The organism is Sphingobacterium sp. NPDC055431 (assembly GCF_053644255.1).
In genome coordinates, this window is record NZ_JBSHLH010000002.1 from 330,004 (window position 1) to 346,684 (window position 16,681).

Consider the following 16,681-nt stretch of genomic DNA (forward strand, 5'->3'; position numbering starts at 1 on the left):
CAAAAAATAAATACATGCCTACCTTAAAAAACTTAGAAGTTTGGTTCATCACTGGAAGTCAAGATCTGTACGGAGAAGAAACATTAAAACAAGCCGCAGATCACTCTAAGGAAATCTCAGCCTACTTTAATGATCATTCCAATATACCAGTAAAAGTAATTTTCAAGCCTATCGTCAGAAATTCAGAAGAAATATTCGCTACAATTTCAGCAGCAAATGCAGCTGAAAACTGTATTGGGCTGATTACCTGGATGCATACGTTTTCTCCTGCCAAAATGTGGATAAGAGGCCTGCAGGCCATGCAAAAACCACTTTTGCATCTACATACCCAATTTAACCGAGATATCCCTTGGGATGCCATAGACATGGACTTTATGAACCTAAATCAAAGTGCACATGGCGACCGGGAATTTGGATTTATTGTGTCAAGAATGCGAATCGGAAGAAAGGTCGTGACAGGCCATTGGCAGGATGAAGAAGTCATTTCGCAGATCAATGTCTGGTGCAGGGCAGCTGCAGCATGGCATGATTGGCAAGGAGCTAAATTTGTTCGTTTTGGAGATAATATGCGATATGTAGCAGTAACTGAAGGTGATAAGGTTGAAGCAGAGATTAAATTCGGCTTCTCTGTAAATACCCATGGAATCGGAGATTTGGTCGCTGAAATAGATCAGGTTTCGGAAGCTGCGGTAAATAAGCTTGTGAAGGAATACGAACAAGCCTATGTACTTGCAGAGGATGTCCTAGAAAACGGTAAAAACAGAAAACAAGTTGTTGAAGCTGCAAGAATTGAACTTGGCTTAAGATCATTCTTGGAAAAGGGAAATTATAAAGGTTTCACCGATACTTTTGAAGACCTGCATGGTATGTTGCAATTGCCTGGTTTGGCAGTACAGCGTTTGATGCAGGACGGATATGGCTTCGCTGGTGAAGGAGATTGGAAAACTCCAGCCATAGTAAGAGCGTGCAAGGTAATGGCAACAGGCTATGAGGGTGCAAATGCATTTATGGAAGATTATACTTACCATTTCGACCCTAAGAATGAAATGGTTCTTGGTTCCCATATGTTAGAAGTAGATTCTTCTTTAGCAGCAGAAAAACCAAGGTTAGAAGTTCATCCGCTAGGGATCGGTGGCAAATCCGATCCAGCAAGGTTAGTGTTTAACTCTAAAGGAGGAAAAGCCTTGAATGCTGCTTTAGTGGATATGGGCGACCGTTTTAGATTAGTGGTGAATACCGTAAAAGGGGTTGAAGTCAAGGAAAAGCTTCCAAAGCTGCCTGTAGCAAGGGTACTTTGGCAACCAGAACCAGACATGAAAACTGCCTGTACAGCCTGGATATATGCGGGTGGGGCGCATCATACTGTTTACAGCCAAAATTTAACCACCGAATACTTAGCTGATTTTGCAAGAATCGCTGGATTAGAATTAATCGTCATAGATGAATCCACAAATCTCAAAGATTTTGAGAATAACCTAAAATGGAGTGAAGCTTTCTTCAAACTTCAATAAGCAACAATAACCAATAATAAACCCTACAATCATGGAAAAATTCGCAACAATTGACTACGTCATATTCTTGATTTACTTTATCGTAGTCTCAGGTTATGGATATTGGATTTATAGAAGGCAGAAATCTGCAAGTGAGAGCAGTAAGGATTATTTCTTGGCAGAAGGATCCTTGACCTGGTGGGCGATTGGAGCCAGCTTGATTGCCTCCAACATCTCTGCTGAGCAATTTATTGGAATGAGTGGTAACGGCTTTACTGTAGGTATCGCTGTTGCCGCCTATGAATGGATTGCGGCCATAGCTCTGATTATCGTTGCGGTTTGGTTTATTCCCGTCTATCTCAAGAACAAAATATTTACCATGCCTCAGTTCCTGAAGCAGCGGTATAACGAAACAACGGCCCTTATTATGGCCATTTTTTGGTTGTTCCTTTATGTATTTGTCAATCTGACCTCCATTCTATACTTAGGGGCATTGGCCATCAGTAATTTAGGCGGTGGTGAGAACTTCCATATTATCATGCTCGCCCTCGCGGTATTTTCCGTGATTATTACCCTTGGGGGAATGAAGGTTATTGGATTTACGGATGTAATACAAGTTGTGGTTTTGATTATTGGGGGTTTGGCAACCACTTATGTGGCATTGACACTCGTTTCTGATCATTTCGGATTAGGGAAAGATGCGCTGGCAGGCTTTAAACAATTGATGGTGGATTCTCCCAAGCATTTTAACCTGATAGTGGATAAACCTACAGAACAGAGTACGCAGGAAGAGATCAATAAATACCTCATGCTTCCCGGCATAGGCATGTACCTTGCGGGAATCTGGATTGTCAATTTAAATTATTGGGGGTGTAACCAATATATCACCCAGCGTGCTTTAGGAGCCGATTTGAAGACAGCTAGAACAGGTATCCTATTTGCCGGATTCTTAAAGTTATTGATGCCTATCATCGTCATGCTTCCAGGGATCGCTGCTTATGTACTCTATAAAAACGGTGCATTGCAAGAAGAAATGGCTCCAGGAGGAAATTTCAATCCTGATAATGCCTACTCCGCAATCTTAGGATTCCTTCCAAACGGCATGAAGGGGCTTTCCTTAGCTGCCCTCACTGCAGCAATTGTGGCTTCTTTAGCAGGAAAGGCAAATAGTATAGCGACCATCTTTACCATGGATATTTACAATAAATACATGGATAAGAATGCCTCAGAGAAGAAATTGATTCGAGTGGGTAAGATTACCATTGTGCTGTCCATCATAGTTTCATTGTTATTTACCTGGGATGATCTATTGGGAATTGGCGGAGCCGGTGGTTTTACCTTTATCCAGAAATATACCGGTTTTATCTCTCCAGGAGTGTTTGCCATGTTCTTATTGGGCATGTTCTGGAAGAGAACAACAGGCGCTGCAGCCATTGCAGGTTTGATTACCGGGTTTGTGCTGTCGGTCGTTTTCAACAACTACGCACCGGCATGGTTCGGCCATGAGACCTTCCTTTATACCGCATATCCTAACGCACAAGGCAACTATGAAATCCCATTCCAGATCTGTATGGGCCTTGCATTTTTGTTTACCATGATCGTGATGGTTTCCATCAGTTTATTGGGACCTAAAATTAATCCTAAAGGCTTAGAATTGGACAGAAGAATGTTCAAGCTGGAGCCTTCAGTAACAGTTATGGTGGTTATTACGATTCTCCTTGTAGGAGCATTGTATGTTAAGTTTTGGTAATAAATTAATAGAATCATGATCTTGACCTTATTCTCAAATTCCAAATTCTGCATGCAGGGATTCTTTCTGCTCATCGTTGCATTAAGTATTGGCCAAGCACGTGCACAGCTCGAAAGCCCAAATGGAAAGATCAAGGTCGATGTACAATTGAATGAAATGGGAGAACCTTCCTATGCAGTTAAATTTGAAGATGTGGTGGTTCTGGAAAGTTCGAAATTGGGATTGATGGTAGGCGATGAATCATTTTCTTCTGGTTTATCCCTGGTCAATAGATCCAAAGTAAATACAGTTAATAAATCTTATGAGAGCTTAAATGCCAAAAGAAGAATTAATAAGTATCAAGCAAATGAGCAATTGTTCAGTTATATTAATAAACAAAAACATAAGTTCAATATCCGTTTTCAAGTTTCCAATGATGGTGTGGTATTTCGTTACGAAATCCCCCAGATAGATCATGAAAAAAGGTTGCTGAAATCAGAAACAAGTTCCTTTAAGTTTCCAAAGACTACCATTGCATGGTTACAGCCCATGGCCATTGCAAAGTCTGGATGGGAACAGACAAATCCCTCTTATGAGGAACATTATTATCAGGAAATTAAAGTCGGTACAGTTGAGTCAACCCGTACAGGTTGGGTTTATCCAGCATTATTTAAAGTTGGAGAAACCTATGCCCTAATCTCCGAATCTGGCTTGGAGGCAAATCATGCTGCCAGCAGGTTGGATGCCGAATCTGAAAATGCAGAATACAAGATAGCCTATGCAGGGATTAAGGAAACTATCATGAATAAAGAATTGGAAACTGTAGTGGAGGGTGATTTCCAGAGTCCTTGGCGTGTAATCGCTATAGGAACTTTAGGTACCCTAGTAGAATCAACCTTGGGCCTGGATATCCTTGATCCAGTCATACAGATAGACCAGAGCTTTATAAAGCCTGGAAAGGCTTCTTGGAGTTGGATCAATAGCAAAGACGAGTACATCATATTTGATGAGCAGAAGAAATATATAGATTTTGCTGCCGACATGAATTGGCAATATTGTTTGATCGATGTAAACTGGGATAGGAATATAGGTTATGAAAAGATCCAAGAGTTAGCCGATTATGCGAAAGAGAAGAAAGTGAGTTTGATCCTATGGTATAATTCTGCAGGAGATTGGAATACCGTCGGCTATACCCCTAAAAACAAGCTGTTAACCTCGGAATCGCGTAGAAAGGAGTTTGCCAAACTTCAGGAAATGGGGGTCAAAGGTGTGAAAATTGATTTTTTTGGGGGCGATGGTAAGTCCGTGATTGCATACTACCATGAAATCCTTCGTGATGCCGCAGACTATAAACTTCTAGTGAATTTCCATGGTGCTACTTTGCCACGAGGATGGTCAAAAATGTATCCCCATCTGATGACAGTTGAGGCTGTGCGGGGATTTGAGACCGTAACATTTACCCAGGAAGATGCCGATAGACAAGCCGAGATTTGTGCCACATTGCCGTTTACCAGAAATGTATTTGATCCAATGGATTATACCCCTATGAACCTCTTTAAAGTGAATGCTAATGTCAAGAGAAAAACTACCTCAGCTTTCGAACTGGCAACCTCTATTTTATTTTTGTCCGGAATCCAGCATTATGCGGAATCTCCCGAAGGTATGGCTCATGTACCAGAATATATTAAGCAGTTCCTACGTGATCTGCCTTCAAATTGGGACGATGTCAAATTTATCCAGGGTTATCCTGGCAAAGAAGTCGTGATTGCTAGGAAGTCTGGAAATAAGTGGTATATGGCCGGAATAAACGGTGAAAACATGGAGAAAAAAATGACTATAAACCTTTCGGGATTGGCAACAAAGGGGAAAGCAAAACTTATAACGGATGGCAATAACATTGCCGAATTTAGCACACAAAATTTTGATGTAAAAGATCAAAAATCCATAACGGTCAGGCCTAATGGAGGGTTTGTGATGATATTAGATTAAACGATATCAGCACTATATCCCCATATCTTGCGCCGACCAGCTTGGCAGGTACCGCAAGAAGGACATGATCTGATCCTTATAGATATCCTTATTCAACACATAATAAAAAGCCCCTTTTTTAGAATTCTCCTTGTCCTTTTCATTTAATTTAATCAACAGGTTTGATGAAAGTAACTTTCTGTTGAAATTCCTTTTATCGATCACGATATCATAAACAGCCTCATAAAGGCTGGATATCTGTGGTAAGGTGAATTTTTCAGGTAAAAGTTCAAACAGGATAGGGTATAGGGCTGCCTTGCTCCGCAACAACCGTTTTGCAGTATTGATCATTTCCACATGGTCAAAGATCAGGGTTGGATAATCGTTGATTGGGAACCATTTCGCTTTGAATTCTTCAGAAAGGATATGTTGGTATTCCTTGCTATCTATTAATGCAAAGTAGGTAATACTCACCACACGGCCATGTTTTTCTCGATTGGGTTTTCCAAAAACGGCAGATTGTTCCATATATACATCTTCCAATCCCGTCAACTTGTACAAAATCCTTGATGCAGCCTCATCAGGACTCTCATCAGGCTGTACAAATCCACCCATTAAACTCCAATTGTTGATTTCAGGTTCAAAGCCTCTCTTGATCAATAGGATTTGTAAAGATTCACCATCAAACCCAAAAATGATACAATCTACTGCCAGGAGCGTGCTTGGTTCATCCTTATAAAATTCCATATACTTTTTTTCCACTAATCTAAATTTGGCATTTTCGTCTTGTGAACCAAATTGCTGTATAGCCAAAATACAAAATTTAATTAAAATTATTAAAATTCAATTGATGTGGTATTTTCTTGCTTATGTTTAAAACTTTCCTGTTTGCTCAAAATACGCCCTTTCTACTGCTCAGGTATTAAAATCCTGTTATAATTGGTTAAATTAAGGTCAGCAGCTTTCTTTTCTATTTTCCTTTAAATTATTTATTAATTTAGGGTAACCTAAATCTTACTCCGTACCCATGAATTGCAGACCTAATAATAATCATTTTATAAATATGTTTTCCTATTTATTTGGAATCCTACTGCTCCTCCTCTTCGTATGCTGTAGCGGGGAATACAAGGATTTAGGAAAACAATACAAAAGTTGGACGGTTGCAGGAGGGTCAAAGGAAAACATTAAATATGCTGATCTCCAGCAAATCGATACCCAAAATGTGAAAGATTTAGAAGTCTCATGGATTTATCATTCTGAAGGTGCTGATAGTCTAAAATTCAATCCTATCGAAACGAATCCGATTATCGTCGATAATGTGCTATATGGTGTCTCTCCAAAGATGAAACTATTTGCCCTTGAGGCTGGAACAGGTAAGCAAATCTGGGTTTTTGACCCACGGGACTCATTGATAACAGGAAAATGGGTCCGTAATAGCGAGAATATGAATCGAGGGGTAACCTATTGGTCAAGTGCAACAGACAAAAGAATTATCTATACCGTAGGGCCATTTGTCTATGCTGTAGATGCACTTTCAGGATCATTAATAAAATCCTTTGGCGATCAAGGTGGAATCGACCTGAGGAAAGGATTAGGGCGCTATGAAAAGAAATCCAATATGACTCCCACCTCCCCGGTTATCGTCTATAAAGACCTCTTTATCGTCAGTGGACAAGTTGATGAGGAAACACCTGGCCATATACGTGCTTTTGATGTCAAAACAGGAGAACAGAAATGGATTTTCCATACCATTCCCCATCCCGGAGAATTTGGATTTGATACTTGGGAAGACAGTACGGCCTATAAAACTAAAGGATCAGCAAATGCTTGGTCTGGCTTTAGTTTGGATGAAAAGCGAGGCTTGGTTTTCGCGGGAATAGGAAACCCAACCAATGATTTCTATGGGGGCAAACGTTTGGGAGATGGTTTGTTTGGAAACTGTATTTTGGCATTGGATGCCGAAACCGGAAAAAGAAAATGGCATTTCCAGACCGTGCACCATGATGTATGGGACATGGACCCTTCAAGTGCCCCGATTTTGGTCACGCTAAATAAAGGTGGTCAAAAAATTGATGCTCTTGTCCAAACCACCAAAACAGGTTTGGTTTTTATTCTCGACCGTGAAACGGGGACCCCAATTTATCCCATAGAAGAGCGCCCTGTACCAACTTTTGGTGCTGTTGAAGGTGAGGTGCTTTCCCCAACTCAACCTTTCCCTGTAAAACCAGCCCCGTTTGCTAGACAAGGGATGACAGAAAAAGATCTCAACTCCTTGGTTTCAGCAGACTCTTACGAGGATATTAAGAAAAGATATGCACAATATAATTCTCATGGTATCTACACACCGCCATCCATCAATGGTACGGTGATCTTTCCTGGTTACGATGGTGGTGGCGAGTGGGGCGGACCTTCTTTCGATCCTGAAACTGGTATTCTCTATGTCAATTCAAATGAAATGACCTGGGTGCTGAATCTGGTCAAATTGGAAAAGACCTCAAATGCCCAAAAAACTAACCTTGAAGCGGGTGCTATCCTCTACAAAAAACATTGCATGTCCTGTCATGGACCGGAAAGATTAGGTGGAGGAGATTACCCATCTCTGATTGCTGTCAATAAAAAATACAACCTCATCAAGTTTAATGAGCTACTGTCAACAGGCAGACGAATGATGCCTCCTTTTAATCATATGAGCTTGGCAGAAAAAAATGCAATCGCATCCCTAGTCCTAGAATTGGATGGCAAAAAAGAGGAATTATATGCAGGCAAACCTGAAACGCTCGCCACTTCTTCCAACGAGGAAAATGATAGTCCAGATTATTCCTTTACTGGTTACAATAAGTTTCTGACCAAAGAAGGATACCCAGCTGTCAATCCACCTTGGGGAACCCTTAATGCCATCGATCTGAATACAGGCGAGTATGTCTGGAAAATCCCGTTCGGAGAGTTTGAAGAATTGAAGAAAAAAGGAATTCCAACAACTGGTAGAGAAAACTATGGCGGCTCTGTAATTACCTCAGGAGGACTGTTGTTTATTGCAGCAAGTTCCGATGGGAAGTTCAGGGCCATCAATAAAGCAAACGGCAAAATTCTATTTGAAACAGAGCTGCCTGCACCCGGCGTTGCTACCCCTGCAACCTATGTGGTCAATGGAAAGCAATTTGTTGTGATAGCCTGCGGGGGTTCAAAATGGGGAGGAAAAAAAGGAGATGCTTACGTAGCCTTTGCTTTACCTGATAAAAAATGAACGGTTCAATAAAAAATATCATCAATGTTCTGGTCTTTTCGATCCTTTGCTGTTCTTGTCAGGAAAGGATCGAAAAGAATAAGCGGGAAAAGCTTGTTGATTCGACCAATATGCGTGCGCAATACATTCGTGCCATTGCTGGGGAAGATGAGAGGGTAGATTCTACCACTGTACTAAAAGGGGAGGTGTTGCTGTCCTATTCAGATTGTTATACCTGCCATAAGGAAAATAAAAAAGTGTTGGGGCCATCTTTTCAGGACATTAACCTTCGTTATCCTCGGCAACAGGTTTTTATTAAGATCTTGGCCCAACGGATTATACATGGAGGCTCAGGTGCTTGGGGACATGTAGCAATGAAAGCCCATCCTAAAGTATCCGTTCCAGATGCTGAAGCAATGGTTACTTATATACTTTCCGCTCCATCAAGCAGCAAATAGCCATCTCCAAGCTTTCTGCTTGTAACGTAATAATTACCGGAATTTTTCCTTCAATCCATTTTAACTTTCCTTTTATTAAAAATTAATACTAACTTAAATCCAATAACCAGTTGATTCTGAGTATGTGGAAATCATTCATGTCGCTCAGAAGAGACTTAAACCTTATACTACACCCTCAACGGGAGCTTTGGCTCCAAAACAAAAGCTATCATCATATGCAATCATTTGATTGTGTTTGATTCGGACAATAGAACATCTTTTTCCATAATGAAGTGGAATAGAGAATGGGCTAATGGTTTTTGGTAATAATTTGACTTAACATAAATTATGATGTGTAGAAAAAATCCTGTTTCAAAGAAATCACTTAGCATTGCCGCTGTTTTTTCAGTGTTTGGATTGCTGATCTTTCTCTTGCCCATGTGCCGTCCAGGTACTGAATCAGGAAGTTCAGATGCCGGAAACTTTGTTCTGCCAAAATATGTTGACTACAACTATGATATAAAACCGATACTTTCTGATAAATGCTTTGCTTGCCACGGTCCGGACAATAATACCCGAGAAGCTGGCTTAAGATTGGATACCGAAGAAGGGGCCTACAAAGCTTTGGCTGAAAGTCCTGATAAGCATGCTGTGGTTCCCGGTAAGCCCCATATCAGTGAAGCTTTTCTGCGTATCACATCGGATGACGATTCTATAAAGATGCCTCCTACTGCATCAAATCTGCCCTTGAGCAATTTTGAAATTGACCTTATCGAACGTTGGATTGAACAAGGAGCAGTTTATAAACCGCATTGGGCTTTTACGGCACCTAAAAAACCTGAAGTGCCCCAACAGGAAAAAATTAAATGGGGGAATAATGAGATCGATAATTTTGTTCTTGACAAAATGTCCAAAGCTGGGTTCAAACCTAATCCTGAAGCCGATAAAAATAGGCTCCTGCGCAGGGTAAGCCTGGATTTAACAGGATTGCCGCCTGATGAGAAAGTCATGGAACGTTTCTTAAATGACGATTCACCCCAAGCCTATGAAAAATTAGTGGACGAACTCATGGCAAGTCCCGCATTTGGTGAACAGATGGCCTTGCACTGGATGGATGTCGCTCGTTACGCTGACTCCTATGGCTACCAAGATGATGATATCAGGACACAATGGCCTTGGCGGGATTGGGTTATCCATGCTTTTAATGAAAACATGCCCTACAATCAGTTTGTCACTTGGCAATTGGCTGGAGATTTACTCCCCAATCCAAATAAAGAGCAGATTTTAGCTACTGCATTCAATAGAAACCATAAAATCACCGAAGAAGGTGGAGTGGTGGAGGAGGAATACCGAGTTGCCTATGGATTGGACAAAACCAATACTTATGCAAAGGGTATTTTAGGAATTACCATGGAATGTGCCCAGTGTCATGACCATAAATATGATCCTTTTACCCAAAAGAACTATTATGGAATGTACGCCTTCTTCAATAATTCTTTGGAAAAAGGTTTAGAAGGATTAGTGAATTCAGGACCATCAAAAACCCCAAGGCTGACCGTAACCCAAGAAGATATCAAGGGAATCCTGAGTTTCATCAATCAAAATGCTGATGATGGAGAGGTCACGGTATCGGTCATGGGCGAAAGGGATAGCATCCGACCTACCTTTATTCTGGATAGAGGGGTTTATGATGCCCCGACTGTACGTGTCTATCCGCAGACGCCTGAAGCTGTTTTGCCTTTTGATAGCACCAAGTACGCATCCAATAGATTGGGATTGGCCCAATGGACCTTCAGCGATAAAAATCCATTGACCTCTAGGGTGTTTGTAAACCAAATGTGGGCACTCATTTTCGGACGTGGCCTGGTCGCTTCCGTTGCTGATTTTGGCAATCAAGGTGACCTTCCTAGCCACCCTGAACTTCTGGACTGGTTGGCAGTTGACTTCCAGCAAAATGGATGGAACATCAAACGGCTTATCAAGCAACTGGTCAGTACGGCCACCTATAAGCAGTCTTCTGTCATAGAACAAAAACACTTAGAAAAAGATCCTGATAATATCTTCCTGGCTCGGGCGAAAAGGTTGCGATTGCCGGCGCAGATGATTCGGGATCAAGTCTTGGCGACCAGCGGATTATTGAACCGGAAAATAGGTGGGCCCAGTATCAAACCTTATCAACCCGAAGGAATTTGGGAAGTCAGTAGTTCGGGGCGGGGAGCTTTGGCGCAATATGTACAGGATCACGGTCAGGACTTATACCGTCGAGGAATGTATGTCTTCTTTAAATTGACGCTGCCGCCTCCCAATATGTTGATTTTTGATGCCAGTAACCGAGATGCCTGTGAAGTGCAAAGACAAAGGACCAATACACCATTGCAAGCCTTGGTCATGATGAACGATCCGGCTATACTGGAGGCGTCTAGGATCTACTCGACAAACCTGATGGCCGATCAGCCAAATCTTAAACAGAATGACTATATCAATAAAGTTTTTAAACGGGTACTCTGTCGAGAACCCACGGATAAAGAATTGGAGTTGTTAGGTTCCTATTATCAAGATGAACTTACTCGGTTTACTCAAAACAAAAAAGATGCTGCCTCCTTCTTAAATGTGGGTGAGGCACCGCAGGACAGCTCTCTTCCAAAAGAGAAATTAGCCGCATTGATGTCGGTGGTGCATGCGATTTATAATCTGGAAGAAACACTGAATAAAGGATAGGGTCTAGGGAAATACAATATGGATAATCATGAGAAAAAAGATAGATAATAACTTAGATAAAGAAGTAAAAGAAGCTCAGCTGTTCCAAAACCGCAGGCAATTTTTATCTAGTTTAAGCATAGGGATTGGAAGTATAGCCTTAGGGTCTTTATTGATTCCAGACTTGTTTTCGGGCAAACCTGGTAGCCAAGAAGCCTTTGAAAGAGCCTTGCCTCATTTTGCTCCTAAAGCAAAACGGGTCATTTACCTTTTCCAATCTGGTGGCGTATCCCAATTGGAATCCTTCGACCATAAACCAAAGCTTAGGGAGATGATCGGTCAAGACTTGCCAGAATCAATCCGTGGCGGACAAAGATTGACCGGTATGACAGCAGGTCAAGCTACTTTTCCACTGGTGGGTTCTTATTTTGATTTTGCTCAATATGGACAAAGTCGAGCTTGGGTAAGCAGTTTATTTCCGCACATGGCCAAGATCGTGGATGATCTATGTATCATCAAATCTATGCATACAGATGCCATTAACCATGATCCCGCCATCACGTTCTTCCAAACGGGATCTCAACAGGGTAGCCGTGCGAGTATGGGTGCTTGGTTGAGTTATGGACTAGGAAGTGTAAACCAAAATTTACCGGGCTTCTGCGTCCTAGTTTCTAAGGGAAAAGGAAATGGTCAAGGAGTCTATTCTAAACTTTGGACCAACGGATTCCTGGATTCTGTCCATCAAGGGGTGCAATTTATGGGAGGTCCAGATCCGGTTCTCTATCTTAATAACCCTGAAGGAACCGATAAGATGAGCCGTAGGAAACTTTTGGATAAGCTCGCCGAATTGAACAGCATGCAATTTGAAACGTTCAAGGACCCCGAGATTACGGCAAAAGTCCAACAATATGAAATGGCATATAGAATGCAGACCTCCGTACCGGAAGTAACTGACCTGTCCAAAGAACCTGACCATATCATAAAAATGTATGGTCCTGAGTGCTTGGTCCCTGGTACCTATGCGGCAAATTGTCTGCTGGCCAGAAAACTTTCAGAAAATGGAGTGCGTTTCGTGCAACTCTACCATCAAGGTTGGGATCAACATGGTGGTCTCCCAAATGAAATGGCCATGCAAGCAAAAGATGTGGATCAGGCTTCTGCAGCATTGGTTTCCGATCTTAAACAAAGAGGTCTGTTGGATGAAACCCTAGTGATATGGGGCGGAGAATTTGGTAGAACAAACTATTGCCAAGGTGGACTGACCGTGGATAATTATGGCCGTGACCATCACCCGCGCTGCTTCAGCGTTTGGATGGCAGGTGGCGGTATCAAACCGGGCATGGTCTATGGCGAGACGGATGAACTGGGCTATAATATAGTCAAAAACCCTGTTCATGTACATGATTTCCATGCTACCATTCTGCATACACTGGGTTTAGATCATGAAAAACTAACCTATAAGCATTTGGGAAGGAGATACCGATTGACCGATGTCGCAGGTAATGTAGTCAAAGATATTTTAGCATAAACTGGGAAGCTAAATGACAATCAAAAATTTGCACTTCAATATATTGATAGGCCTCAACAGCTTTATCATTTTTTTCTTACTGTTTGAAAACAGCATTCAGATTCCCACTTATTTACAGGTTGTAGGCCGAATGCACCCCTTGTTGCTGCATTTTCCTATTGTGCTCTTGGTCATCTGCTGGATCCTCTATCTTTTTAGGTCTCGCCTAGAAAAAGAAGTACCAACGCTTCAATCTATCCTCAACTCCCTGTTGTTCATCAGTGCCTTACTGACTGCGATCACGGTCATCATGGGGCTGTTACTTTCTAAGGAAGGAGGATTTGAAGGAACGACCTATGAAATACATAAATATACCGGAGTTGGCCTATCCCTATTGACACTTGCCTTACTGGCTTTTATCCGATTCAACTCCAGTGGCAAATACCAGAAAGTCTTTGCCCTCGGTATGAATGTTTCCATCATTCTGTTGCTTCTTGTTGGGCATTTTGGTGCATCCCTTACCCATGGTGAGGATTTTATCATGTCGCCCATCATGGAAAAGAAATCAAAGGAATTGGATGCTGAAACCGCTATTGTTTTTGAGGATGCGGTTATGCCTATCCTTCAGGCAAAATGCGTAGGCTGCCATAATTCAAGTAAACCTAAGGGTGGACTTGTCCTATCTGATAGTACATCAATCTTAAAAGGAGGGGACAATGGAAAGGTCTTTACCGCAGGTAATGCCTTGACCAGTTTAATGATCGAACGTATCCTCCTGGATATTGAACATAAACATAAAATGCCTCCTAAAGGGAAACCTCAATTGAGTATCGATGAGGTATCTCTTTTACGAGCTTGGATACAGAGCGGTGGTAAATTTGATCTTCCGCTTTCTGCCTTCGCCGTTCAGGATACCCTCTTTCAGGCGGTCAAATCTGTCTATGGCTTTGCGGGAACAGAGACCTATGAATTCGCCGCTGCCGATGAGGCTGAAGTGAAGAAATTGAACACACCCTACAGGATCATCAATCCTTTGGATGCCGGCTCTCCGGCATTGGATGTAAACTTTTATGGAAAGGATTTCTTTACCGATAAATCCCTTTCTGAACTTTCGCCTATAGCGGACCAGGTAGTCTCCGTAAACCTGAGTTCCATGCCGATAAAAAAGGCGGACATCCAAACGCTCAATAAATTTAAAAACCTCCGGACGCTAAACCTCAATAATAGCAAGATCACAAATGAGGATCTAGCTTTGTTGAAGGACCATGAAAATCTGAAAAGTGTTAGTCTAATCGGTACTGGAGTGTCTATTGATGGAATAAAATCTCTGGTCAAACTGCCAAATATGAGAAAGATATTCGTTTGGAATACTGCATTGAAACCTGCAGAACTGGAGGCTATCCGGAAAGATTTTCCAACAATCAAAATAGATGCTGGATTTAAAACCGATGATTCGCAAAAGTTGGCCCTTACGCCACCAAGGATAAATCCTAACCGAAGCTTTTTCCAAAAAGAAATCAGCCTTTCTTTAAGCCACCCCATTGTAGGCGTGCAATTGCGATATACGCTGGACGGAACTCATCCTGATTCTTCAACAGCCAAAATTTACAAAGAGCCAGTCCTATTGAAGAAAGACGCGATGTTGCGGGTTAAAGCCGTAAAAGATGGTTGGTTACCAAGCAATGAAATCAATCAAAGTTTCTATGCCACATCCTTTAGTCCAAACACAATCGTTTTGGAAACTAAACCCAATCAACAATATAAGGCTAGAAAGGAGCAAAGCTTCTTTGATCTGGAAAGCGGTGGAAATAATAACGCGGATGGTAAATGGCTGGGTTTTCAAGGAAATGATCTATCGACCACAATGTCCTTTGATCAAGCTATTGCCTTGGATACCCTTGCTCTCAGCATTAAACAATCCTATAATGAACATATCTACCCGCCAAAATACGTTGAAATTTGGGGTGGAACGGATTCCCTGAACCTGAAACTCCTGAACAAGGTCAAACTTGATCTGGATAAGGTGGATAAGGTGCGCTATAAACGAATGATTGCCTGTGCTATCCCAAATCAGAAAATCAGTTTTATTCGACTGAAAACAAAGCACTATCCTAAAATTCCACAAGGTTTTCCCGGAGATGGTAACCCACCTTGGTTATTTGTGGATGAAATCATATTAAAATAACTGGTATTTAACCTATAAATCTACATCATGAATAGAAAAGCATTTATCCAAAAATCTACTGTCCTAACAGGGAGTTTGTTGATCATGAAAGACTTGTTTTCCAAACCGAAAAACATCGTTTATGGTCATAATAGCATGAAGTATAGTCTGGATACGGCTTGGGCAACTAAACATAACCCGAAATTAACGGTTAATGATTGCCATGAAATGGTACAGGATAAAAAGGGTAGGATCATCTTGCTGACCAATGAAACAAAGAATAACGTCATTGTCTTCAATAAGGACGGTAAAGTATTGGAAAGTTGGGGAAATGACTTCCCCGGAGGTCATGGCCTGACCTTGCATAATGAAAATGGAACTGATTACCTATATATTACCGATACCGATAAACATCAGGTCTATAAAACCAGCCTTTCAGGAAAGGTCCTCCTGACCATTGATGCTCCTCTAGGAATTGGGCTTTACCATAAAAAAGAGGAATTTGTACCTACGGAAACTGCAATCGATGATAATGGCGACATCTATATTGCCGATGGCTATGGCGCTCAACATATCCTACACTATGACAGTAAAGGTAAATTGATCAATCATTTTGGCGGTCGAGGAGAAGGAGATCAATTTCTTGATAATGCGCATGGAATTGCCTTTGACAAAAGAAAAGGTAAAAAAAGCCTTTTGATTACAGACCGAACGAGGAACTGCTTTAAAAGATTTGATACTGCAGGGAAATTGTTGGAGATTATCCAGCTGCCTGGAGAATGTGTGTGTAGACCTGTGATCAAAGGGAACCATGTTTATGCGGCAGTTTTAAGGTCTCCAAATATGGATGTTGCAGGTTCGGGCTTTGTTACCATCCTGGACAAAAACAAAAAGGTGGTCAGCAATATAGGGGGTACAGAACCTGTTTACCAAGATGGAACCTTAAAGACTATGCAGCAACAAGACAAGATATTTGTTCATCCCCACGATGTCTGTGTGGATGATGATGATAATTTATATGTGGCGCAATGGGCATCTGGAAAGGTTTTTCCATATAAGTTAAATAGGGTGTAACCTTATCTTTTCTTGTACATTTCCCTATACTTGATTTTTTCGGATTCTCGCTCGATCAATAGTCGGGCTAGAGTATGTCCGGGGGACCTAATGCCTGCTTCTTCGGCCAATGCCCGTCTAGCTTTTTCTTCGGAGACATCGATTCGATAAAGGATACTGATCAGTTTATTGAAATTTGTGGAAACCAGTTCATCTATATGATTGGCTAATTGTTCGAATTGTTCTTTCTCGGTCTTATATTTTGAGACATTTTCCAATTGAAGCTTATCGGCAACCAAAAGCACAGGATAATTCTTGTTTTCCATATCTTTTTCTCATTTCTACTGGTAAATTTAATTTTATTTTATCCATTTCCATTAAGTAAAATGACCTTTTGTAGCTGACTATTTTAG

General features: G+C 41.4%; 11 protein-coding genes. 9 read left to right on the plus strand and 2 right to left on the minus strand.

Features of this window, described 5'->3' with window-relative positions:
• Window positions 1-14: 14 nt before the first annotated feature.
• From araA to ACWIB3_RS04410, 3 genes are read left to right on the plus strand one after another with little or no spacing between them, the layout of a single operon-like run.
• The gene (gene araA / locus ACWIB3_RS04400) at window positions 15-1,511 is read left to right on the plus strand and encodes an L-arabinose isomerase (RefSeq protein ID WP_454290992.1); all 1,497 of its coding nucleotides are present in this window, start codon (window positions 15-17) and stop codon (window positions 1,509-1,511) included.
• Window positions 1,512-1,542: 31 nt separating this feature from the next.
• Window positions 1,543-3,240, plus strand: coding sequence for a sodium:solute symporter family transporter (locus ACWIB3_RS04405; protein WP_185213029.1), 1,698 nt, complete (start codon window positions 1,543-1,545; stop codon window positions 3,238-3,240).
• A 15-nt stretch (window positions 3,241-3,255) separates the two neighbouring features.
• Entirely contained in the window at window positions 3,256-5,208 is a 1,953-nt protein-coding gene (locus ACWIB3_RS04410) for a glycoside hydrolase family 97 catalytic domain-containing protein (protein WP_454290993.1), read from the plus strand.
• 12 nt (window positions 5,209-5,220) lie between these two features.
• Here ACWIB3_RS04410 and ACWIB3_RS04415 read toward each other — a convergent pair whose 3' ends face one another.
• The gene (locus tag ACWIB3_RS04415; protein ID WP_454290994.1) at window positions 5,221-5,934 is read right to left on the minus strand and encodes an NUDIX hydrolase; all 714 of its coding nucleotides are present in this window, start codon (window positions 5,932-5,934) and stop codon (window positions 5,221-5,223) included.
• A gap of 316 nt (window positions 5,935-6,250) precedes the next feature.
• On the opposite strand from ACWIB3_RS04415, the gene ACWIB3_RS04420 reads away from it, so the two are divergent.
• The 6 genes from ACWIB3_RS04420 to ACWIB3_RS04445 all read left to right on the plus strand — a co-directional run bounded on the left by ACWIB3_RS04420 (window position 6,251) and on the right by ACWIB3_RS04445 (window position 16,289).
• Window positions 6,251-8,431, plus strand: coding sequence for an outer membrane protein assembly factor BamB family protein (locus ACWIB3_RS04420; protein WP_454290995.1), 2,181 nt, complete (start codon window positions 6,251-6,253; stop codon window positions 8,429-8,431).
• A complete protein-coding gene (locus ACWIB3_RS04425) occupies window positions 8,428-8,868 on the plus strand; it encodes a c-type cytochrome (protein ID WP_454290996.1) in 441 nt (146 codons plus the stop codon). Before ACWIB3_RS04420 ends, ACWIB3_RS04425 begins: the two co-directional genes overlap by 4 nt.
• Before the next feature lie 327 nt (window positions 8,869-9,195).
• The gene (locus tag ACWIB3_RS04430; RefSeq protein WP_454290997.1) at window positions 9,196-11,565 is read left to right on the plus strand and encodes a PSD1 and planctomycete cytochrome C domain-containing protein; all 2,370 of its coding nucleotides are present in this window, start codon (window positions 9,196-9,198) and stop codon (window positions 11,563-11,565) included.
• A 28-nt stretch (window positions 11,566-11,593) separates the two neighbouring features.
• Complete coding sequence (locus ACWIB3_RS04435) at window positions 11,594-13,072, plus strand: DUF1501 domain-containing protein (RefSeq protein ID WP_454290998.1); 1,479 nt, start codon at window positions 11,594-11,596, stop codon at window positions 13,070-13,072.
• Window positions 13,073-13,085: 13 nt separating this feature from the next.
• Window positions 13,086-15,236, plus strand: coding sequence for a c-type cytochrome domain-containing protein (locus ACWIB3_RS04440; RefSeq protein ID WP_454290999.1), 2,151 nt, complete (start codon window positions 13,086-13,088; stop codon window positions 15,234-15,236).
• 27 nt (window positions 15,237-15,263) lie between these two features.
• Complete coding sequence (locus tag ACWIB3_RS04445) at window positions 15,264-16,289, plus strand: hypothetical protein (RefSeq protein ID WP_454291000.1); 1,026 nt, start codon at window positions 15,264-15,266, stop codon at window positions 16,287-16,289.
• Between the two features lie 2 nt (window positions 16,290-16,291).
• Here the strand turns inward: ACWIB3_RS04445 and ACWIB3_RS04450 are convergent, their stop codons facing one another.
• Window positions 16,292-16,594, minus strand: coding sequence for a hypothetical protein (locus tag ACWIB3_RS04450; protein WP_185213021.1), 303 nt, complete (start codon window positions 16,592-16,594; stop codon window positions 16,292-16,294).
• Window positions 16,595-16,681: the final 87 nt, after the last annotated feature.